General features: G+C 72.9%; 19 protein-coding genes. 8 read left to right on the top strand and 11 right to left on the bottom strand.

Annotated elements, in window-relative coordinates:
* The first annotated feature begins 65 nt into the window (after window positions 1-65).
* A complete protein-coding gene (locus ABZX65_RS05320) occupies window positions 66-1,043 on the top strand; it encodes a sugar kinase (protein ID WP_355334944.1) in 978 nt (325 codons plus the stop codon).
* On the opposite strand, the gene ABZX65_RS05315 is transcribed toward ABZX65_RS05320, so the two are convergent.
* The 4 genes from ABZX65_RS05315 to ABZX65_RS05300 all read right to left on the bottom strand — a co-directional run bounded on the left by ABZX65_RS05315 (window position 1,030) and on the right by ABZX65_RS05300 (window position 3,793).
* Window positions 1,030-1,179 (bottom strand): hypothetical protein, encoded by a 150-nt coding sequence (locus ABZX65_RS05315; RefSeq protein WP_355334941.1) that lies wholly within the window; start codon window positions 1,177-1,179, stop codon window positions 1,030-1,032. The two genes, ABZX65_RS05320 and ABZX65_RS05315, sit on opposite strands and share 14 nt — an antisense overlap.
* Window positions 1,180-1,223: 44 nt before the next feature.
* Window positions 1,224-1,403 (bottom strand): hypothetical protein, encoded by a 180-nt coding sequence (locus ABZX65_RS05310; RefSeq protein ID WP_355334939.1) that lies wholly within the window; start codon window positions 1,401-1,403, stop codon window positions 1,224-1,226.
* Window positions 1,404-1,695: 292 nt separating this feature from the next.
* Window positions 1,696-3,030 (bottom strand): MFS transporter, encoded by a 1,335-nt coding sequence (locus tag ABZX65_RS05305; RefSeq protein WP_355334937.1) that lies wholly within the window; start codon window positions 3,028-3,030, stop codon window positions 1,696-1,698.
* A gap of 100 nt (window positions 3,031-3,130) precedes the next feature.
* On the bottom strand, window positions 3,131-3,793 hold the full coding sequence (locus ABZX65_RS05300) for a class I SAM-dependent methyltransferase (protein WP_355334934.1): 663 nt from the start codon (window positions 3,791-3,793) through the stop codon (window positions 3,131-3,133).
* 75 nt (window positions 3,794-3,868) lie between these two features.
* Here ABZX65_RS05300 and ABZX65_RS05295 point away from each other — a divergent pair, with 75 nt between their 5' ends.
* Window positions 3,869-4,594 (top strand): TetR/AcrR family transcriptional regulator, encoded by a 726-nt coding sequence (locus tag ABZX65_RS05295; RefSeq protein WP_355334932.1) that lies wholly within the window; start codon window positions 3,869-3,871, stop codon window positions 4,592-4,594.
* Window positions 4,595-4,626: 32 nt separating this feature from the next.
* Here the strand turns inward: ABZX65_RS05295 and ABZX65_RS05290 are convergent, their stop codons facing one another.
* The 3 genes from ABZX65_RS05290 to ABZX65_RS05280 form a co-directional block, all read right to left on the bottom strand.
* Window positions 4,627-5,109 (bottom strand): VOC family protein, encoded by a 483-nt coding sequence (locus ABZX65_RS05290; RefSeq protein ID WP_355334929.1) that lies wholly within the window; start codon window positions 5,107-5,109, stop codon window positions 4,627-4,629.
* A gap of 105 nt (window positions 5,110-5,214) precedes the next feature.
* Window positions 5,215-6,618: a Si-specific NAD(P)(+) transhydrogenase gene (gene sthA, locus ABZX65_RS05285; protein ID WP_355334926.1), complete on the bottom strand. Its 1,404-nt coding sequence runs from the start codon at window positions 6,616-6,618 to the stop codon at window positions 5,215-5,217.
* Window positions 6,619-6,790: 172 nt separating this feature from the next.
* Entirely contained in the window at window positions 6,791-7,945 is a 1,155-nt protein-coding gene (locus ABZX65_RS05280) for an ROK family transcriptional regulator (RefSeq protein WP_355334923.1), read from the bottom strand.
* 333 nt (window positions 7,946-8,278) lie between these two features.
* Between ABZX65_RS05280 and ABZX65_RS05275 the strand changes: the two genes are divergently transcribed.
* The 3 genes from ABZX65_RS05275 to ABZX65_RS05265 all read left to right on the top strand — a co-directional run bounded on the left by ABZX65_RS05275 (window position 8,279) and on the right by ABZX65_RS05265 (window position 13,983).
* Window positions 8,279-10,414: a fibronectin type III domain-containing protein gene (locus tag ABZX65_RS05275; RefSeq protein WP_355334921.1), complete on the top strand. Its 2,136-nt coding sequence runs from the start codon at window positions 8,279-8,281 to the stop codon at window positions 10,412-10,414.
* A gap of 118 nt (window positions 10,415-10,532) precedes the next feature.
* Window positions 10,533-12,740 (top strand): alpha-galactosidase, encoded by a 2,208-nt coding sequence (locus tag ABZX65_RS05270; protein ID WP_355334919.1) that lies wholly within the window; start codon window positions 10,533-10,535, stop codon window positions 12,738-12,740.
* Window positions 12,741-12,972: 232 nt separating this feature from the next.
* Entirely contained in the window at window positions 12,973-13,983 is a 1,011-nt protein-coding gene (locus ABZX65_RS05265; protein ID WP_355334916.1) for an alpha/beta hydrolase, read from the top strand.
* Window positions 13,984-14,062: 79 nt separating this feature from the next.
* Here ABZX65_RS05265 and ABZX65_RS05260 read toward each other — a convergent pair whose 3' ends face one another.
* Window positions 14,063-14,758: a DUF2071 domain-containing protein gene (locus tag ABZX65_RS05260; protein ID WP_355335765.1), complete on the bottom strand. Its 696-nt coding sequence runs from the start codon at window positions 14,756-14,758 to the stop codon at window positions 14,063-14,065.
* A 125-nt stretch (window positions 14,759-14,883) separates the two neighbouring features.
* Complete coding sequence (locus ABZX65_RS05255) at window positions 14,884-15,300, bottom strand: cupin domain-containing protein (protein WP_355334914.1); 417 nt, start codon at window positions 15,298-15,300, stop codon at window positions 14,884-14,886.
* Between the two features lie 22 nt (window positions 15,301-15,322).
* Between ABZX65_RS05255 and ABZX65_RS05250 the strand changes: the two genes are divergently transcribed.
* A complete protein-coding gene (locus tag ABZX65_RS05250; RefSeq protein ID WP_355334912.1) occupies window positions 15,323-15,853 on the top strand; it encodes a GNAT family protein in 531 nt (176 codons plus the stop codon).
* A gap of 199 nt (window positions 15,854-16,052) precedes the next feature.
* The gene (locus ABZX65_RS05245) at window positions 16,053-17,237 is read left to right on the top strand and encodes a PP2C family protein-serine/threonine phosphatase (protein ID WP_355334909.1); all 1,185 of its coding nucleotides are present in this window, start codon (window positions 16,053-16,055) and stop codon (window positions 17,235-17,237) included.
* Here ABZX65_RS05245 and ABZX65_RS05240 read toward each other — a convergent pair.
* Both ABZX65_RS05240 and ABZX65_RS05235 read right to left on the bottom strand, forming a co-directional pair.
* Window positions 17,211-17,987, bottom strand: coding sequence for a GNAT family N-acetyltransferase (locus tag ABZX65_RS05240; protein ID WP_355334907.1), 777 nt, complete (start codon window positions 17,985-17,987; stop codon window positions 17,211-17,213). The genes ABZX65_RS05245 and ABZX65_RS05240 overlap by 27 nt on opposite strands.
* Window positions 17,988-18,086: 99 nt before the next feature.
* Window positions 18,087-18,545 carry a nucleoside deaminase gene (locus tag ABZX65_RS05235; RefSeq protein WP_355334904.1) on the bottom strand — a complete coding sequence of 153 codons (459 nt, stop codon included), beginning with the start codon at window positions 18,543-18,545 and terminating at the stop codon, window positions 18,087-18,089.
* A gap of 184 nt (window positions 18,546-18,729) precedes the next feature.
* Here ABZX65_RS05235 and ABZX65_RS05230 point away from each other — a divergent pair, with 184 nt between their 5' ends.
* Entirely contained in the window at window positions 18,730-21,348 is a 2,619-nt protein-coding gene (locus ABZX65_RS05230; protein ID WP_355334902.1) for a polysaccharide lyase family 8 super-sandwich domain-containing protein, read from the top strand.
* Window positions 21,349-21,720: the final 372 nt, after the last annotated feature.

Raw genomic sequence — 21,720 nt, 5'->3', positions numbered from 1 at the left:
CGCCCGGCGCCGTCACTCGCCATGACCGGACGGGGCCCGCGCCGTACCCCCGCGAGGAGACTGCCGTGATCCGGATCGGCGGCCCCGTCGCCTGCCTCGGGGAGACCATGGTCGCGATGGTGCCGGAGACCGGTGAAACGCTCGCGGAGGCACGGCGGTTGCGGGTGGAGGTCGCCGGGGCGGAGTCGAACGCGGCGATGTATCTGGCCGACCACGGGGTGGAGGCCCGGTGGGTGTCGGCGGTCGGTGACGATCCGTTCGGGCGGCGGATCGTGGCCGAGGTCGCGGCGTGCGGGGTGGACGTCGGCGGCGTCAGGACCGACACGGGGCGGCCGACCGGGGTGATGGTGAAGAGCCCCGGCGGGCAGCGCACCCGCGTGCACTACTACCGGCGGGGGTCGGCCGCGTCCGCGCTCGGGCCGCGATCGCTGGCGGCCGAGGCCGTACGCACCGCGGGGCTGCTGCACCTGACCGGCGTCACGGCGGCGCTGTCGGACTCCTGCCGTGACCTGGTGGACGCGGCGCTGCGCGGCCCGCTGCCGGTCAGCTTCGACGTCAACCACCGGCCCGCGCTCTGGCCGGACGGCGCGGCGCCCGGCGTCCTGCGCGACTTCGCCGACCGCGCGGACATCACTTTCGTCGGCCTGGACGAGGCCCAGGAGCTGTGGGGCGCGCACCTCGCCGACGCCGCCGACGTACGCGCCCTGCTGCCGGGCCCGCGCGTGCTGGTGGTCAAGGACGGCGCCCGCGCCGCGACCGCCTTCGACGGCGCGAAGGCGCACACCGTGCCCGCCCGCGCCGTCGAGGTCGTGGAACCCGTCGGCGCGGGCGACGCCTTCGCCGCCGGATTCCTCACCGGCCTGCTCCGCGGCGAGCCGCCCGTCCGCGCGCTGCGCCTCGGCCATGTCACCGCGGGCGCGGCCCTGCGGGTCCCCGGCGATCACGGCCCGCTGCCGGACCCCGCCCGTATCGCACACCTGCTGGACGCCACCGAGGCGCGGTGGGCCTCGGCGGCGTCCCCGGGCGGCGTCACCGATAGCTGACGGTGACCTGCTGACGCACGGACCTCTGCGGAACGGTGACGGTCACCTTCCCGGCGGCGGCGTCCCACGCCCAGACGCTCCTGGCCACCGGGACGCCGTCCACGGTCACGGACTTCGGCGCGGTGGCGTTGGTCACCGGCACACCGGCACACCGGCACACCGGGCCTCCTCGGCCAGAATTTACGTATACGGCAGCAGCGCCTCGTTCGAGCGGGTGTCACCCGTGAAGTGCACGGTGGTGCGCTTGTCGGCCCGCGGCCCGGTCGCGAGCCCGGCCCTGCCGCCGTAGCCGCCGGTCTGGAGTGAGCCGTACGCCCACGAGAACCCGCTGGGTGAACGGGGCGCCGCCGAAGCCGTCACGGCCGACGGTGTCGAAGGTCGGCGCGTCCGGGAACGCGGTGTCGCCCGCGTACGCGGTGCGGATCAGCGTGGGGAGAGGACCTCGAACCGCGCTCGAGACCACGGCGTCGGTTCGACGTCGGGTCATGTCTGGTTGCGGGTCCGCTTGAGCGCATTTCTGTTCGTGCGCTGACAAGTCGACGATGACAGATCCGGCGCCGCGAGGGGAGTGTGCCGACTGGTGCGAATGGGGTTGGTGCAAAGAGCTGACGCGAGCGGATGTACCCGGCGGGGCGCACCGGCTGGTGAGCCGTCAGGGGGCGGTCTGCTCGCGCAGCGGGCCGGTGTCCTTCGCGGGGTCGGCCGCCGGGGCCGGGGCGCCGGAGTCGTAGCGCCAGAAGGAGCGGGCCAGCGGGGCGGCGAGTGCCACGACCACCACGCAGGCGAGGCCGCCAATTGTCCAGGACAGCCCGGCGCCCAGCGCGGCGGCCATGGTACCGGCGCGCAGGTCGCCCAGCCGGGGGCCGCCGGCGACGACGACGGTGTGGACGCCCTGCATACGGCCTCGCATCTCGTCGGGGGCGTAGGTCTGGAGGAGCGTCTGGCGCAGGACCGCGCTGATCAGGTCGGCGGCGCCGGCCACGGCGAGGAGCAGGACGACCAGCCAGAGCTGCCGGGCCAGGCCGGAGACGGCGACGGCGGCGCCCCACACCAGCACGGCGCCGGTGAGCACCACGCCCTGCCGCCGGATCCGGCCGATCCATCCGCTGGCGAACCCGGCCAGGACGGAGCCGATCGGGATGGCGGAGTAGAGCAGTCCGACCGAGCCGCCGAAGCGGGCGTCCGCGACGGCGGGGAACAGCGACCGCGGCATCGCCAGCGTCATGGCACAGATGTCCACGAAGAAGCTCATCACCAGCACCGGCCGCCCGCCGATGAAGGACAGCCCGTCCCGTACCGACCGCAGACCCAGGCGGCCCGCGGAGCCGTCCGGCGGAAGTCGGGGCAGCCGCAGCGTGGAGTGCAGCGCGGCCGTGAACAGCACGGCGTCCGCGCCGTACGCGTACGCGAAGCCGTGCGGGACGGTGACGAGGACACCGGCGATCAGCGGGCCGACGACCTCGCCGACCGTGCCGATCACGTAGTTGAGGGTGTTCGCGGCGGGGATCAGGCCGGGTTCGACGATGCGCGGCACGATCGCGCCGCGCGCGGAACTGGCCATCGCGAACCCGGCCGACTGCGTCGCGACCAGGGCGAGGATCAGCCCGACATTGCGCAGGTCGAGCAGCGTCTGCGCGAGCAGCGCCAGCGTCACCGTCCAGGTGCCGAGCGAGGACCACAGATACAGCGTCCTGCGGTCGACGGCGTCGGCGACGGCCCCGCCGTAGAGGCCGAAGACGATCAGCGGCACCAGACCGGCGAAGCCGACCATGCCGACGGCCAGCGACGAGTGCGAGATCCGGAAGACCTGGACCGGCACCGCGATCTGGGTGAGCATCGAGCCGACGAACGACGTGCCCTGGCCGATGAAGAGCCGCCGGAAGGCGGGCAGGGCCAGCGGGCGGGTGTCGATGGCGTGGTCGGCGAGCAGCCGCCGCGCTCCGCGAGGGCTCGGCTGCTCCGCGCGCTCCACGGCGTCGCCTTTCATCCGCCTCTGCTTTCCGGGCCGCCGCGGCCCTTTTCCCGTTGCCGCCCGCCGGGGGCCCCTGCCCGGCCGTTCGTCCTGCCGGGCCCCTTGCCGCCGCGGCTCACAGACGGCAGCTGATCTCCATGCCGTCCTCGACCGGGAAGGTGACGCTCTCGTAGCCGTTGCGCGGATCGCGGACGTAGTCGAGATACGGCGCCAGGTCCGTGAGGTCCACGTCGTCGGCCACGACGAGGGTGCCCGGCGCGAGGCGCGGTTCGAGCAGCCGCAGGACGGGCAGACAGAGGTCCTTCCAGCCGTCGAGCAGCAGGAAGTCCACCGGACCTGACAGCTCGGCGAGGGTGTCGCGGGCGTCGCCTTCGAGGACGGTGACCAGTCCGTCCAGACCCGTCTCGGCGAAGGTCACGCGGGCCGCGGCGGCCTTGTCCGCGCTCAGTTCGGTGCTGATCACCCGCCCCGCGCCGTTGTCGCGCACCGCGGCGGCCAGGTGGAGGGTGGAGATCCCGAAGGAGGTGCCGAATTCGACGACAGTGGCCGGGCGGACGGCCCGGACCAGGCTGTACAGGAGTTTTCCGCCGTCGGCCGAGATCGGCATGTAGACCTCGGCGTTGGCGTCGGCCAACTCCCGCGGCGTCGCCGGGGCGAAGCCGTCGGGCCACGCGGCCCGGATACGGCGGCGGGTCGCGTCGTCCTGCGCGGCCCGGTCGAACATCGCGGTCAGGGCGGAGACGACCCGGGGGTCGCGGAGGGTGCTGGTCGCTGTCATGAGCCCTAGAGTAGACGCACCGTTGCGTTGCGTCTAGAAGTTGCCGACCTACCCCGAGACCCGGAGGATGCAGACATGGAGCGAGGGAGTTCGGTCGCCGACGGCGCCAGGGGCGCCGAAAGCGCGGGGGGCACCGAGACTGCGGGCGGCACGGAGGGTGCGGAGGGCGCCGGGGCTGACGCCGACCGGACGGCGCGGCACCACGGCAACCGGCACGGGCGCAGCGAGCAGGCGCGGATGGCCGTACTGGAAGCCGCCGACGACCTCCTGGTCGAGAAGGGCTTCGCCGGTGTCACCGTCGAGGGCATCGCGGCGCGGGCCGGGGTCGCCAAACAGACCATCTACCGCCGCTGGAACACCAAGACCGACGTCCTTCTTGACGCCTTCCTCCAGGACGCCGCCGAAGCCCTCGCCCCGGCCGACCACGGCGATCTCGGCGCCGATCTCCGCGAGCACCTGGGCCTGCTGGCCGGCTTCCTCACCGCGTCAGACGCGGGCGCGGTCTTCCGGGCCCTGCTCGGACACGCGCAGCACGACCCGCAGTTCGCGGCCGTGCTGCGCGCCCGCTATCTCGACGAGCAGCGCCGCCGCGACCGGCTCCCGCTGGAGAACGCGGTGGGCCGCGGCGAACTCCCCGCCGGTCTCGACCTGACGGCCGAGGTCGACCGGCTCGTGGGGCCGATCTACCACCGCGTCCTGGTGACCGGGGACCCGGTCGACCGGGACTTCACCGACCGTCTCGTGGACGACTTCCTGCGCCGCCACCCCCGTGCCCGTCCCGCGTCGGACGGCACTTCCTAGCGGCGCGTGGTACGTCCTCCCGTCGGCGTCCGTCAGGCTCCGGTGCCGTCGGCGGCGGCCTTGAGCGCCGCCAGGTCGATCTTCTTCATGCCGAGCATCGCCTTCATCGCGCGCTGGCCGCGCTCCGCGTCGGGGTCGTTCAGCATCGCCACCATGCCGGTGGGGACGACCTGCCAGGACAGCCCGTACTTGTCCTTGAGCCATCCGCACGGGCCCTCGGAGCCGCCGCCCTCGGTGAGCCGGGCCCAGTAGTGGTCGACCTCGGCCTGGTCCTCACAGGTGATCAGCAGCGAGACGGCCTCGGTGAAGGGGAACTCGGGGCCGCCGTTGATCGCGATGTACGGCTGGCCGTCCAGCTCGAACGCCACGGTCAGTACGGTGCCCGCCTCGCGCGGACCGGCCTCGCCGTAGTAGGTGGTGTCGGTGATCCGCGAGTTCGGGAAGACCGAGACGTAGAACTCGGCGGCTTCCTGGCTCTCGGTGTCGAACCAGAGGTTGGGGGTGATCCGGGGCATCGCGGTCTCCTCGCGTCAGGCTGTCGTCGGCGCCCGAGCGCCGCCGTTCACCTTTATGACCGGCCGCCCGCCGAAAACTCATCGGCGACACAGCACCCGCGCGGCTCAGTCCCCCAGCCGGTCGATCTGCCGGATCTTGTTGGTGACGTCGAGCGCCGCGACCTTGTAGGACTCGGCGAGCGTCGGGTAATTGAAGACGGCGTCCACGAGGTAGTCGACGGTGCCGCCGCAGCCCATCACGGCGTGGCCGATGTGGATCAGCTCGGTGGCGCCGGTGCCGAAGCAGTGCACGCCGAGCAGCTTGCGGTCCTCCGGCGAGACCAGCAGTTTCAGCATGCCGTGCGCGTCACCGATGATCTGGCCGCGGGCCAGCTCGCGGTAGCGGGAGACACCGACCTCGAACGGCACCAGTTCGTCGGTGAGCTGGTCCTCGGTGCGGCCGATGAAGCTGACCTCGGGAATGGTGTAGATGCCGATCGGCTGGCCGTCCCGCATCGCGTGCACCGGTTCGCCGCAGGCGTGGTACGCGGCGGTCCTGCCCTGCTCCATCGAGGTCGCGGCCAGCGCGGGGAAGCCGATGACGTCACCGACGGCGTAGATGTGCGGGACCGCGGTGCGGAAGTGCTCGTCCACCGATATCCGGCCGCGCTTGTCGGCTTGCAGACCGGCCTTGTCGAGGTCCAGTTCGTCGGTCAGACCCTGCCGTCCCGCCGAGTACATCACCGCGTCCGCGGCGATCTTCTTGCCGCTCTCCAGCACGGTCAGGGTGCCGCGCTCGTGCCGCGAGACCGCCGCGACCGTCTCGCCGAAGCGGAAGGTGACCGCGAGATCGCGCAGGTGGTACTTGAGCGCCTCGACGATCTCGGCGTCGCAGAAGTCCAGCATTCCCTCGCGCTGCTCCACCACGGTGATCTTGCTGCCGAGGGCGGCGAACATCGACGCGTACTCCATGCCGATGACCCCGGCGCCGACGATCACCATGGACCGCGGCACCCGCTCCATGCTGAGGACGCTGTCGGAGTCCAGCACCGTACGGTCGTCGAACTCGACGCTCGCCGGGCGCGCGGGCCGGGTGCCGGTGGCGATCACGATGTGCTCGGCCGTCACCAGCCGGTCCTGGCCGACCGCGTCGCGCACCGCGACGGTGTGCTGGTCGACGAAGCGCCCGGTGCCGGAGAGCAGCGCGACCTGGTTCCTGGAGAGCTGACTGCGGATCACATCGACCTCGCGGCCGACCACATGCTGCGTCCTCGCGGTCAGGTCCGCGACGGTGATGTCCTCCTTGAGCCGGTAGCTCTGGCCGTACAGATCCCGCTGGTTGAGGCCGGTGAGGTAGAGCACCGCCTCCCGCAGCGTCTTGGACGGGATCGTGCCGGTGTGGATCGACACCCCGCCCAGCGAGTCCGCGCGGTCCACCACCGCCGCCCGCCGTCCGAGCTTGGCCGCCGCGATGGCCGCCTTCTGACCACCAGGACCTGAACCGATCACCAACACGTCGAAGTCGGGCACACCAGCGAGTGTGACAGTCGGCGGGCCGCCCCGGAAGGCTTTGCCGAACAGGGCCGCCCGCGGCCGTGGTCGCGCTGCCGCCGGTCCGCTACGTGACCGGCCGCCCCGCCCGCTGCCCGACCCGTTCCCCGAACCGCTGCTCGCCCGGTTCCCCGCCCCGTAACCCGACCGGCTACGTGACCGGCGCGAAGAGGTGCTGCGCCGCCACGGCCGCGCCGCCGCGCGCCCACTCCTCGAACGGCAGCGGGCGCAGCAGCAGATCGCACTCGGCGGCGGCGCCGAACGCCTGGGCGGCGAAGGTCTCGCGGATCTGGTCGGCGAACAGGTCGTAGGTCGCCACGCCCTCGCCGGAGATGATGATCCGCTCGGGGCCGATCAGGTTGGCGACCGAGGCGATGGCGAGGCCGAGCGCGTGCCCGGCGCGGGAGAACACGGCGCGGACCGCCTCGTCCCCGGCGTGCGCCAGCCGTACCGCTTCGGTCATCGTCAGCCCCGGATTCCCCGTGGCCTGCCTGGCCTGCTCGGTGATGGCGTGCGTGGACGCGACGGCCTCCACACAGCCGGTGTTGCCGCAGGTGCAGGTCCGCTCGGTGCCGCCGACCGGCAGGTGGCCGACCTCCCCCGACACGCCGTGCGCCCCCGACACCACGCGCCCGCGGATGGAGAGTCCGCAGCCGATCCCGGCGCCGACGGTGATCAGCGCGAACGAGTCCAGGCCCGCGCCCGCGCCGAACCACTGCTCGGTGACGGTCAGCGCGCGTACGTCGTTCTCGATCACCGTCGGTGTGCCGGTGGCGGTCTCGACGAGCCGGGCCAGCGCGACCCGGCGCCAGTTGAGGAACGGCGAGTACTGCACGATGCCGGTCTGCCCGTCGACGTCGCCGGAGATGGTCACGCCGATGCTGTGCACGTCCTCGCCGTGCTCGGGCCCGGCCGCCGCGCGCAGCCGCTTGACCAGCCGGGCGATGGCCAGCACCACGGTGCCGACGTCCCGCGAGTCGAGGGTGACCCGGCGTGCCACGAGCGGCTTGGCCGTGAGATCGGCCAGTACGCCGATCAGCTCGTCCGCGGTCACCTTGACGCCGATGAAGCGGGCCCGCTCCGGGCGTACCGCGATCAGCGTGGCGGGTCTGCCGGTCGCCCGCTTCGGGGCCGGGGTGCTCAGCTCGGTGATCCAGCCGTCGCTCAGCAGCGGCGCCGTCACCTTGGTGACGGCCCCCGCGGACAGGCCGGTACGTCGGCCGGCCTCGGCCCGGGTGAGCGGCCCGTGGGCGAGCAGGGTCTGGAACACCAGGGCGGCGGCGGGCGGCTGATCGGCGGGAGTCACGTCTCCGACCCTACCTTTCCGCCGGAAGGTAAGGGAAGGCGAGAGTGGCGCGAGGGGTGCACAGGATTCACAGAATCCACCGGGAAACCAGGTGGTGACTATGTTGACGCTGGAAGGAAACTCTGGCTACAGTCGCCGCACTCCACAGCCGAACGGGGTCCGGGACGGCCCCGAACGGCAGGAGCGCGACCGGCGTTCCTCCCCTCCGGCCGCGGCCTGCGCACGGGGCGGCGTCCCCTCGGACCGCCCCGCGAGCGCAGGCGTCCACGCCAACCAACCCTCCTCGTCACCCGGCCCCGCCGTGCCCGCGCACGGTGCCGAGATGGAGCAGTCATGGCACCTTCCGATGGACCCGTACGCCTCAGCGCCCGTGCCGCCCGCGCCAGGGGCGGCGCCCGGAACGCCGTCCTCCCCGCCCTGCTGGCGGCCGGAGCGCTGATCGCGGCCTTCGCCGTACCGGCGTCCGCGTCGGCGCCCGCTGCCGCGCCCGGCTCCGCACCCGAGTCCGTACAAGCCGCCGTCTCCCGAGCCGCCCCCGCCCCCGCTCCGTCCTCGGTCCTGGCCGCCAAGCCGTACATGGGCTGGAGCAGTTGGAGCCTGGAGTCGACCAACTTCCCCGGCTACGGCGGGATGAGCTGGCTGACCGAGGCGCATGTGAAGCAGCAGGCCGATGTGGTGGCCAAGAAGCTCAAGTCCCATGGCTACGAGTACATCAACATCGACTCGGGCTGGGTCGGCGGCTTCGACCACTACGGCCGTCCGATGCCCAATGCCACGACGTTCCCCGACGGACTGAAGGGCCTGGCGGACTACGTGCACGCCAAGGGCCTGAAATTCGGCGCCTATCTGGCCGTCGGGCTCTACTTCGACGCGTACAACGACGGGAAGTCGCCGATCTACGGGGCACCGGGCTGTACGACCAAGGACATCGTCTACCCGGACCTGCGCAAGACCAGCGGCTGGGACGACGTCTCCTACCAGATGGACTTCTCCAGCCCGTGCGCCGCGAAGTACATCGACTCCGTCGCGGCCGAACTGGCGGGCTGGGGCGTGGACTTCCTCAAGGTCGACGGCGTCGGCCCCGGCTCCAACCAGGGCGACGCGGCCCACGACAACATCCCCGACGTCCAGGCATGGCACGCCGCGCTCCGGAAGACCGGCCGTCCGATTCAGTTCACGGTGTCCTGGTCGTTGAGTCATGACCGGGCGGACGTGTGGAAGCGGAACTCCAACGGGTGGCGGGTCGACACCGACGTGGAGTGCTACTGCGACACGCTGGTGACCTGGGACAACTCCGTCAAGCAGCGGTGGAACGACGTCGTCCAGTGGATCGACGACGCAGGCCCCGGCCACTGGAACAACCTCGACTCGCTCGACGTCGGCGCAGGCGCGATGGACGGCCTCACCGACGCCGAACGGCAGACCTACATGACGCTGTGGGCGGTCGAGTCCGCACCGCTGTACTCCGGCGACGACCTCACCCGACTCGACCCCTACGGCCTGAAACTCCTCACCAATGACGAGGTGATCGCGGTCGACCAGGCGGGCAACCCCGCCAGGCCCGTCAGCCAGGCCACCGACCAGCAGGTCTGGTACTCCCGCAACACCGACGGAACGTACACCGTAGCCCTGTTCAACCTCGGCAGCGCACCCGCCGACGTCACCGCTGACTTCGCCGACCTCGGCATCACCGGCAAGGCCGCCGTCCGCGACCTGTGGAGCCGCACCGGCCTCGGCAGCGCCTCGGGCCACCTGACGAAGAACCTGCCCCCGCACGGCTCCCGCCTGTTCACCCTCACCCCCGCCAAGAAGACCCCCGGCCCCGGCACGCCCCTCGGCGTCCACGGCACCGCCTCCACCGCCACCACCGTCTCCCTGGCCTGGAACCCGGTGAACACCGGCCCCGCCACCACGGGATACGACGTGTACGTCAACGGCCGCAAGGCCACCTCGACCGGCAGCACCTCCGCCACCGTCACCGGCCTCACCCCCGCCACCGGCTACACCTTCACCGTCACCGCCCACGACGCCAAGGGACGCCACTCCGCGCCCGGCAAACCGGTTCCGGTCACCACCCCCGCCCCCGGCGGACGCGTCACCTACGAGGCGGAAGCCCCCGCCAACACCCTCACCGGCAACGCGGGCATCACCGACTGCCCCGGCTGCTCCGGCGGAAAGAAAGTCGGCAACCTCGGCGGGGACAGCGCGGTCGCCATCAACCACGTGACAGCGCCGAAGGACGGCACCTACCTCCTCACACTCGGCTACGCGGACGGGTCCTCCGGCCGCACCGCCGTGGTCACCGCGGGCGGCTCGTCGTTCCAGCTCCCGCTGCCCGGCGGCAACGACAACAACTGGGGCGTGGCGCGGTCCGTGACCGTACCGGTCCACCTGAAGGCGGGCGACAACACCGTCACCTTCGGCAACCCGGCCGACTACGCCTCGGACATCGACCGCGTCACCGTCTGACCCCGGTCGCCGTCCCGCGGTTGGGGTGCGGCAGCCGCCACGGCTGCCGCACCCCACCGGCGGCGCCCTGGTGCCCGATGACGATGATGGTCACCGGACCTGCGGAAAGGACTCATTCATGACCACCATCCCCGCGCGGATCGTCACCCTGCGCGCGGCAGGCGCCGCCCTCGTCGTGGAGCTCGGCGAGCCGGTGCCCAGAGTCCTGCACTGGGGCGCCGACCTAGGCGATCTCTCGGACGCCGACCTCGCCGCGCTGAGCCTGACCGCCGAGGGCGCGGTGCTCAACAACTCCCTCGACGTCCCGCGCCGGTTCACCGTCTGGCCCACCGAGGCCGACGGCTGGTCCGGCAGCCCCGCCCAGCAGGGCCACCGGGCGGGCACCGCGACCACCCCGCGGCCGTCCCTGACCGGCGCCGAGCAGTGCGAAGTGCCCGGCGGCGGCGGTGAGTTGGTGATCCACCTGCGGGACGAGGTCAGCGACCTGGCCGTCACCGTCACCTACCGCCTGGAGCCGTCGGGCGTGCTCGGGGTGCACGCCGAGCTGACCGCGGGGCAGGCGGCGGACTCCGGCACGGACCCGGCGCCGTACGACCTGTCCGCGCTCGGCCTGCTGCTGCCGCTGCCCGAACGCGCCGGTGAGGTACTGGACTTCACCGGCAAGTGGAGCAGGGAACGCTCCCCGCAGCGCCGCCCGCTGCACTACGGCTCGTACGTCCGCGAGGTCCGGCGCGGCAAGCCCGGCGTCGACTCGCCGTACCTGCTGACCGTCGGCGTGCCCGGCTTCGGCTTCCGGGACGGCGAGGTGTGGGGCCTGCACGTCGGCTGGAGCGGCGACCAGCGGTATCTCGTCGAGCGGCTGCCGGAAGGCGCGGGCAGCGACCACGCCGTGGTGCTCGGCGGCGGCGAACTGCTGCGCGCGGGCGAGGTACGGCTGGCACCGGGGGAGTCGTACACCTCCCCGGTCTGCTGGTTCGCCTGGTCCGACGCGGGCCTCGACGGGCTCGCCGACCGCTTCCACACCCTGCTGCGCGCCCGCCCCACCCACCCGGCCACCCCGCGCCCGCTGATCCTCAACAGCTGGGAGGCGGTCTACTTCGACCACGACCTGGACCGGCTGCTGCGGCTGGTCGACCGGGCCGCCGAGGTCGGCGTCGAGCGCTTCGTCCTGGACGACGGCTGGTTCAAGGGGCGCCGCGACGACACCGCGGGCCTCGGCGACTGGACGGTGGACGCGACCGTCTGGCCCGACGGCCTGACCCCGCTGGCCGACCACGTCCGCTCCCTCGGCATGGAATTCGGCCTGTGGGTCGAGCCGGAGATGGTCAACCTCGACTCCGACCTCGCCCGCGAGCACCCGGGCTGGATCCTCGGCCCCTCGGCGGGTCTCGGACCCAGCTCCCGGCACCAGTACACGCTCGACCTCGCCAACGAGGACGCCTGGCAGTACCTGCTCACCTCGCTCGACACCCTCGTCGGCCGGTACGGGATCGGCTACCTGAAGTGGGACCACAACCGCGAACTGCACGAGGCGGTCGAGCGCGGCCCCGGCGGCGTCGACCGGCCCGGCAGCCGCGCCCAGGTCCTCGCGCTGTACCGGCTGATCGACGCGCTCAAGGCCCGCCACCCGGGCCTGGAGATCGAGAGCTGCGCCAGCGGCGGCGGCCGGATCGACCTCGGCATCCTCGCCCGTACCGACCGGGTGTGGGCCTCGGACTGCAACGACCCGGTGGAACGGCAGACCATCCAGCGCTGGACCGGCCAGCTGCTGCCGCCGGAACTCTTCGGCGCGCACGTCGGCCCCACGCCCAGCCACACCACGAGCCGTCCCGGCACCGACACCTTCCGGATGGCCACCGCCCTGTTCGGCCACGCGGGCATCGAGCAGGACCTCAGCCGCTGCACCCCCGAGGAGCTGGCCCGGCTCACCCACTGGTCCGCGCTCTACCGCGAGCAGCGCCCGCTGCTGCACTCGGGACGGGTGGTCCGCGCCGACCTCGCGGGCGGCGCCGTCCTGCTGCACGGCGTCGTCGCCGCCGACGGCTCGGCCGCGCTGTACGCGTGGGCCAGGATCGCCACCTCGCCCGAGGGCCAGTCGGGCCGCGTCCGGCTGCCGGGCCTCGACCCCGCCACCGCCTACCAGGTCCGCGTCCGCACCGAGATCGGCCTGCCCTCCTTCCACCAGACGACCGCACCGCCGTGGCTGGCCCGCGCCCTCGAGGGCTGGCTGCCGCTGCCCGGCGCCGTCCTGGCCACGGCGGGAATCCCCATGCCCACGCTCGACCCGGAGCACGCGATGCTCATCGAGGTGCGCACGGCACCTTGACCCGGCGGACCGGCCGGCCGGCGGACCGGCCGGCCGGCGGACCGGCCGGCCGACGGGCGTACGGACCGGGGGAGCCCATTGGGGGAGGCATTCGTACCCCAGGTGTACGAATGTCGAATCCACCGGCGCAGGCGGCACGGCGAACCGCCCTCGAACGGGTCACGGACCCGCACGGAGGCGGTTCGCCCTGTTAGGCAGGAGTCGATGCCCGCCATCGACCCCTGGAGTCCCCTTGTCCTTCGCCACCGCCGCCCGCGAGGAGCCGACCGCCTGCCTGCCCGGCCCGGTGCCCGCCCAGAGCGACGGCGCCACGGCGCGGCCATTCGCCCGGATCAGTGAGTGGCATCTGGAGTACGAGGGCTTCCGGTACACCTGCCGGATCAGGCACCACGAACGGCCGGTCGACGCCCCCCTGCTGATCCTCGGCGGCTCCTCCCAGGACCGGCACTCGTGGATGCGGCACGAGCAGCGGATCGGCACCGCGGCCGACGTGATCACCGTCGACCTGCCGGGCTACGGCACCGCCGACTTCCTCCCGGCGTTCTACGGCATCGACTTCCTGGCCGCCGTCGTCCGGCATCTGCTGGACGAACTGGTCGTGCCCGCCGTCAACCTCGTCGCGGCCTGCTTCGGCGGCGCCGTCGGCCTGCGCTTCGCCCAGCACTACCCGGCGCGGGTCGAGCGGCTGTTCTTCGTCGGCATGACGACCCGGATCCCGCCGGACTACGCGGCGGCCATGGAACGCTGGGACGGCATGATCGACCGTGGCGAGACCGACCGGATCGCCCGCGAGCTCACCGACCGCTTCATGTCCCCGCCCGGCACCGGCCGGGTACGCAAGCACGCGGCCGTCGCCCGCCTGGTGTACGGCGGTCTGATCGGCCAGGACGCCGAGCAGTTGCGGAAGTCCGCCGAGCACAACAAGCGGCTGATGCGGCACGAGTGGTACCGGCCGGAGCCCGTACCCGCGGTGCCCAGCCTGGTCGTCACCGGCGAGTACGACACGCTGTGCACCCCGGAGATGGGCCGCGAGGTCGCCGCGGTGCTGCGCGCGGCCACCTTCCTGACCATCGATGAGACCGACCACCTCGCGCCGGTCGAGCGGATCGCGGACTTCGCCGACCTCGTCACCCGCTTCTGCGCCGGCCACCCGCTGGACGACCTGCCGTACTGCAGCGCCCCCGAGTCGGCCGCGGCCGGCACGCTCCGGGAACCGGCCGTGGCCTGGCGCGGCCGACCGTAAGACCGGCGGTATGAGCGACTGTAAAGCCCGGCGATGATGACCGGCGGTGACGGGAGTCCGAAAGGGCAGGGGACCCGCGCTACGGGGTCGGGATGCCCGCGGGCTTGTTCGGCAGGCCGAAGCGGACCGGGACGCCGGGGGAGTACAGCACGCTGACCGGGTCCCCCAGCGGCCGGGCCAGACCGGCGGCCGTCACCACGTCCTCGTCCAGGGACAGCAGCTCGGCGCGGTGCAGCGGCCAGCGCGGATGGGCGTTGGGCAGATACACCGGCCGCCCGAAGAAGGCGTTGTGCATGCCCCAGCGGGCGGTGAGGAAGTGTTCGAGTTCCGTGGGCTCCGCCACCGGCTCACCGATCCGTACGCTCAGCGAGGCCCGCGCGCCGCGCGGCCCCGGCCAGCGGCGGGAACTGGTGTACGTGATGGTGTCGGCGTCCCGGCGCACCGACATCCGCGACCACAGATAGGGCAGCCGGAAGACGCCCCGGCCCACGACGACCGGTATCAGCCGGGACGCGTCCAGCGACCGGAACACCACACCGCGCCGCCCCCGCTCGTCCACCGAGTACAGCCGCACATTCGTCTCGGGGAAGGTGCCCAGATACGGCACACCGGGCAGCCGGAACCAGCCGACCCGGCGCATGCGGAAGGCGACCAGACCCACGTACGTGACGCCGTGCAGGGTGTCGGGCCGTACGCCCGGCGGCAGCAGCGGTGCCACCAGCCCAGGCTCCACCGGCCAGTGCACGAAAGCCAGGTCCAGCCACCACTGCGTCATCAGCGGCTCGGCCGCGGCGCCGGGCGGCGCCTCGGCCACGATCGGCTCCGCGTCGGCGGGGATGGTGGACACGCCGTCCAGCATGCCACCGCCGCGTCACCCGCCCGGCTCCGGGGGACGGCCGGTCAGCTCGGGCGGTAGCGGATCTCCAGCATCAGACAGCCCGGGCCCGTGCGGTACGGGCCGTGCGGCATGCCGGGAGGGCGGGAGGCGAAGTGGCCGCTGGCGAAGGTCTTCCCCAGGGTCAGATCCTCCAGCTCGCCTTCCAGGAGATAGACCTCCTCGTAGTAGGCGTGCCTGATCACCCCGGCGGCTGAGGTGTCGAGCCCCGGCTCCCAGCGTGCGAGCCGGGTCAGCTCCGCGCCGTCGGCGGCCGGGTCGGCGGACAGCACGCGCTCGCTGACGCCCGGCGAGCCCTCCGCCGGGGTCCACGGGATGTCCGCGGCGGCGAGGAATTCGTGTTCGTCCTTCACGGGGGAGACCTCTTTCAGCACGGGTACGGGGGTGCGGGCGCCGGTCTCGAATTCGGTTGACCGACGCATGCGGCCGGTATAGCAATGCCGGGTGATAGAAGGCGAGAAAATCCAGCTCAGAGCCAGGATCGAGAGCGATGTCCCGGTGCTCCACGCCGAGTTGCAGGACGACGTGGTGGGCAGGTCCCGCTCCGACTCCCGCCCCTGGCGCCCCATATCGCCGGACACGGCGGACTCACCGTACGCGGTGAACGGGCTTCCTCCGGAGGTGGTCGTCTTCTCCGTGGTGGAGACCCGGACGCGGGAGCTGGCGGGCGCGGCCTCGATGTGGGGAATCGACACCCACAACCGGCTCGCCCACCTCGGGATCGGTCTGCGCCCCGCCTACCGCGGCCGCGGCCTCGGCACCGACGTCGTGCGCGCGCTGTGCCACTACGGCTTCGTCGTGCGCGGTCTGCACCGGATCCAGCTCGAAACCCTCGCCGACAACAGTGGGATGATCACCGCGGCCACACGCGCCGGATTCCGCGTCGAGGGAACGCTGCGCCGGGCGTCCTGGGTGTACGGCTCCTTCCTCGACGAGGTGGTGCTCGGGCTGCTCGCCGACGAGTGGACCCCGTAGGGCGGACTCACCGCGTCCGGCTCATGGACGTACAGTCGGTCAGTCGGTCAGTCGGTCAGCCGGTCGAGCCGGTCGGCCGGGGAGACCGGCGGACGGCCGCGCGGCGCGGTTCACGTGCCCTCGCGTACGCGGCAGGAAGCGGCCGACCCGCCTGGCCGGGAAGACGTATTGTCCGATATGCCCCGTTATGCTCGACGGTGTGAAGACGATCCGATCCCGCTGGCGTTCCTGGTGGCCGGACGTCCGATGGGATCCCGTCCTCCTGACCCCGCTCCTGCTGACCGTGATGATCATTGTGGTGGCGCTGGTCACTCCGACCGACTTCGCGATCAGCCGCCTGCTGCCCGCCGCTCCCGCGCTCGCCGCCTCCATGTGGCCGGTGCGCCCGACCGTCGCGCTGGGCGTGGTGGCGACCGCCGTGGTGGTCGGTGACTCGCTCATCATCGACTCCCCGAACATGCTGTTCACGGCCGGGGCGATCGCCGTGGTCACCGCCGCGGCCGGATACGCGGCGCACAGCCGGCTGCACCGCGAGGAGACCCTCACCCAGGTGAGATCGGTGGCCGACACCGCACAGGCGGTCGTCCTGCGGCCGGTACCGCCCCGTGTCGGGAACGTGGACGTCGAGACGCTGTACGTGGCCGCCGCCGCGGAGGCCCGGATCGGCGGCGACTTCTACGCGGCGGCCGACACCCCGCACGGCGTACGCCTGCTCATCGGCGACGTCCGCGGCAAAGGGCTGAACGCGGCGGGCGCGGCCGGGGCGATCGCCAACAGCTTCCGCGACGCCGCCCACGACGAACCCGACCTCGCGGCGGTCGCGCGCAGGCTGGACAGGAGTGTGGTCCGCTACAGCGCGTCGATCCCCGGCGGCGACGCGCCCGAGCGCTTCGCCACCGCCCTGTTCGTCGAGATCCCGGCCGACGGCGGCCACGCCGTCCTCCTCAACTGCGGCCACCCGCCGCCGCTGCTGCTGCGCGGCGACCAGGCCACGTCCCTCGACCCGAGCGCCCCGTCACCGCCCCTGAACATGGCCGTGCTGATCGGATCCGAGTACCGCATGGACACCGTCCCGCTGGTCCGCGGCGACCGGCTGCTGCTCTACACCGACGGCGTCATCGAGACCCGCGACGACACGGGCGCGTTCTTCTCGCTGCGCCGATGGGTGAGCGGCAGACCGCCCGTGGAGCCCAGGGAACTGCTCGACCAGCTCCGCGCCGAGTTGCTGCGCTTCAGCGACGGACAGCTCGACGACGACATCGCCGCCGTGCTCGTGCGCTCCCGCGCGGGAGCGTGCGATTCGCGCGGTTCGGGCAGCGCGGACGGCTCGTCCGGCTCAGGCGGCGGCTCACCCGGTTCACGCGGCGCGGGTGAAGACGTGTGAGCGGCCGATCGGGGTGAAGCCCCGCCGCGCGTACCAGGTGCGCGGCCAGTCGTCCGCGTCCGCGATCAGGAACAGCAGCGGGCACCCGGCCGCCAGGTGCACGGCGGTGGCGAGATTGACGTCCGCGTAGCCGCGCCGCTGATGCGTGGTCGCGGTGACGACCTCCTCGATCTGCGCGATGCCCTCCGCCGGGTCGAGGTAGAGGTCGGTCCACGCGCCGACCGCCCCCTGCTCGTCCCTGACCGCCAGGAAACGCACCTGCTCCGCGCCCCGCAGCCGGGCGGCGCGGCGGTCGGTGAGCTGGCGCAGCACCTCGTCGTCGGCCTTCGGCAGCCACTGCCGCGTCTGGCGCAGCACGGCGGACCGCAGGGCCCGCGGCGTGACGGTCTCGGCGGCCGGGTCCGGCGCGGGCGCGGGACCCGAGTGCCGCATCACCAGTTCCGTCTCGTGCTCGTAACCGGCCGCGAGCAGCGTCGGCGCGCACAGCACGCCGAACTCGTCGTCCAGCACCGAGATCCGGCGGTGCGGCAGATGGGCGAGTACGGCGTCGGCGAACGCGGGCAGCTCGTCCACCGCCACCGGTCCCTCCACGACGATCTGATTGTGCTCGTGGGAGGCGGCGTACGCGCCGTTGAGGACCGCCGCGCCACCGGGGAACTCGACGACGCACCGGGCCTGCCGCCGCTGGAAGGCGGCGCGGAAGGACGCGATGCGGTGCAGATCGACGGCGGAGACCTCGACGGCGGGCATACCGCCCAGTCTAGGAACACCTGGTCACGGCGCCGCAAGCGCATTTCCCGCCGCCCGCGCGCCGTACCGCCGCCTCGGGGAGACGCGACCGGTCGGCCGTCACTCCCCGATGTCCTCGTACCAGAGCTCGGGCCGCGCCGAGATGAAGTCCCGCATGAGCGCGACGCAGTCGGGGTCGTCCAGCAGCGTGATCCGCACGCCGTGCTCCGCGAGCCAGTCGTGGCCGCCGGAGAAGGTGCGCGCCTCGCCGATCACCACATGGCCGATGCCGAACTGCCGGATCAGCCCCGAGCAGTACCAGCACGGGGACAGCGTCGTCACCATCGTCGTGCGCCCGTATCCGCGCAGCCGTCCGGCGGCCCGGAAGGCCGAGGTCTCGCCGTGCGCCGACGGGTCGCCGTCCTGCACCCGGCGGTTGTGCCCGCGGCCCAGCACGTGCCCGTCCTGGCCGAAGAGGGCCGCGCCGATCGGGATGCCGCCCTCGGCGAGCCCGGCGCGGGCCTCCTCCAGGGCCGTGGCCAGCATCGTTGTCGGGTCCGGGGCCGCCGCGTCAGTCATGTGCCCACTGTGGCCGCGGGGGAGCGCCGCCGCAATGCCGTCGGCGGCGGACGGCCCGAGGCGCGGAACCGGTCCCTTCCCCCGTGGCCCGGCGCGGACGCCGTGCAAGGGTAGTGACAGGCGTGGCCCGCGTTGCTTCAATGCAGCAAGCGCTTTCCGTCCCCGTTTCCCTGGAGCCGCCGCCGTGCCGATATCCCGTCGTGTCCTGCTCTCCTCGGTCCCGGCGGCGAGCCTGACGGCCCTGGTCGCACCCTTGCGCGCGCGAGCCGCGGACGGCCCGGTCCCGGCGGGCGGCGCGCACGGCGCGAGCGCGGACCAGGCGGCGCTCGTCGCCAACACGGTGGCGGTCTTCGCCGGAACCGCCGAGTCCAACGTTCGCCCCGAGGTCGCCGCGAAGCTCACCGCGATCGAGGCGACCGCCCGCGCCAGGCTGGCCGCGCTGGGCACGGCAGGAGCGCACCAGCTCTTCGGCGGCCTGACGCTCGGCACCAGCGACACCAACCTGACGACGTCGTTCCAGTACCTGTACGAGACGGCGCTCGCGACCCGCGTACCCGGCGCGCCCGGCGGTCCGGGCTCCGGGCTGCGCGACGACGTGGCCGTGCAGCGGCGCGTCATCGACGGCCTGGCCTTCCTCTACGACGGCTACTACGGCGACCAGGCGAAGGGCTACTACGGCAACTGGTTCAACTGGGAGATCGGCATCTCCACCCACGTCACCAAGACGCTGCTGCTCCTCCAGGACGCCCTCGCCGCCTACCGGCCCGACCTCACCGCCGCGTTCGTGGCCGCCATGGACGCCTATCTGCGCAATGGCGAGGACGGCGACGTCGACCTCGACTCGCGCTTCCACACCGGCGCCAACCTCGCCGACATCACCACCAACCGCATCCTGCAAGGCGCGGTCCTCGGCGACGACGCCCGTACGTCCAAGGCCGTCGCCGACCAGTTGACGGTCTTCGCCACGATCGACCCGTACGGTCTGCGGCACGGCGTCACCGACGGCTTCTACGCGGACGGCTCCTTCATCCAGCACGCCTCCGTCGCCTACACCGGCTCGTACGGCACCGGGCTGCTGAGCCGCGTCGTGCAGACGGTCCGGATGCTCGACGGCACCAGCCATGTGCAGGGCGACGACCTGATCGGCGTCGTGCAGGGCTGGATCGCCGAGGGCTTCGCGCCGCTGATCTTCGAGGGGTGGATGACCGAGATCGTCAAGGGCCGCGCGATCTCCAGGACCACCACCGGATACGCGGACGTCGCCATTGTCGTCGAGGCCGTCACCGGAATATCCGCCTACGCCACCGCGAGCGACGCGGCGGCGCTGGCCGGTTACGTCCGCTACGTACGGCAGACCTCGCGGGCCGCCCTCGACCCGGTCAGCTTCGTCTCCCCGACGACCGTCGTCCGCTACGCCGACATCCTCGCCGACACCTCGGCCCCGGCGCGCGACCTCGTCCCGGCCGCGCACCACGCGGCCCTCAACTCCATGGACAGGACCGTCCACCGCCGCCCCGGCTACGCCTTCGCGCTGGCCCGCAGCTCGGCCAGGATCAGCAAGTACGAGTACATGAGCGGTGAGAATCTGCTGCCGTGGTTCCAGGGCGACGGCGCGCACTACCTCTATCTCACCGGCCAGGACCAGACCCGCGCCTACGGGATCGACTACCTCACCGCCGTGTCGCCCTACGGCCTCGCGGGCGTCACCGCCCCCGTCGAGACCCGGCGCAGCGTGCCCGAGCTGTACGGCACCGCCTGGTACGACAACCCGGACCAGGGCTTCACCGCCTCCTCCGAGTCGCAGAACACCTACGTCTACTTCCCGCGCGCCACCAACGCCCTCTCCGGCGGCGCCACCCTCGGCGCGTACGGGACGGCCGCCTTCGTGCAGTCCGACGACGCCGCCTACGCCGCCGAGCGGGCCGGGCTCCTGCCGGACGACTTCGTCGTCTACCGCAACGCGGACGCCACGAAGTCCTGGTTCATGCTCGACGACGAGATCGTGGTCCTCGCCGCCGGAGTCGGCGACGGCGCGGGCCGCGCGGTGACCACGACGCTCGACACCCGGATCGCCGACCCGGCGGACCCGGTCACCCTCACCGGGCGGCTGCGCGACGGCGCCCCGTGGTCCGGCACCGGCACCGCGCCGCTGGCCTGGCTGCGCTACGCCGACGCGGGCCAGGGCACGGCCGTGGGGTACGTCTTCCTCGACGGCTTCGAGGACCGGCGACAACCGGACCGGGGACACGGGCGGTCCGGACCGCGCACCACCGTCGCGCTGGACACCGTCGCCCGCAGCCGCCGCGTCGTCCGTACCTCCAACCCCGACACCACCGTGACCAAGCAGGTCTTCGCCGTCCGCGTCGAGCAGGCCGCCGGAGCGCGGCCGGTCTCCGTGGCGTACGCCCTGGTCCCGCACGCCAGCGAGGCGCGTCTGCGGTCGTACGCCCGCGGCCCGCTGTCGGTGGTCGCCAACTCCACGGCGGCGCAGGCGATACGCCACCGCGACCTGGGCCTGCTCGCCGTCAACACCTTCACCGCGGGTTCGCACCACGCCGAGCGGCTCTCCGTCGAAGGGCCCGCGTCCGTCCTGCTGCGCGAGGACCGGCGCGGCGTGGTCTCCCTCGCCGTCGCCGACCCCACCACGCGGCGCGACCGGATCACGCTCCTCCTCCGGGGCCGTCCGCTGCGCGCGGTCACCGCCGACGACGGCCTGCGCGTCACCCGTGTGCCCGGCGGCACCCGCGTCGAGGTGACCACCCGGCACGCGTACGGCCGCAGCTTCACGGCCACGCTGCGCTGACCGCCTGGCCCGGCCGGTCCCCGGGAACCGCGGCGACCGCCGTGGGCGCTGTCCGTCGCGGGTCCCGGTAAGGGGTCGGCAAAGGATCAGCGCGGACCGCCCGCGTGTCCGATTCGCCCGCATGCCGTTCGTCTACAGTCGTGTAGTCGTCGGCCTGTCGGGGCTCGCCGCCCTGGTCGGCGCGTGCTCGGGGCCGTGCTGTGCGGAGAGCGGAATCGGCCTGCGCGCCGGGAGAGTTGCGGTCCTGTGGAACAACCTGTGGAGCAACCTGTGGAGCAGCGGTCCGCGCGTGCGCGGACGGTCGGAGCGGTGCCGTACGAGTCGGCGGGCGCCGGTCCCGTACGGCACCGGCGGACGGGGCGGAGCGGCCTC

It is taken from the genome of Streptomyces sp. NPDC003300, from assembly GCF_040610915.1.
In the GTDB taxonomy this organism is placed as follows: domain Bacteria; phylum Actinomycetota; class Actinomycetes; order Streptomycetales; family Streptomycetaceae; genus Actinacidiphila.
Note: the sequence above shows the minus strand (reverse complement) of the source record. Positions and strands in the feature narration are given on the sequence as shown.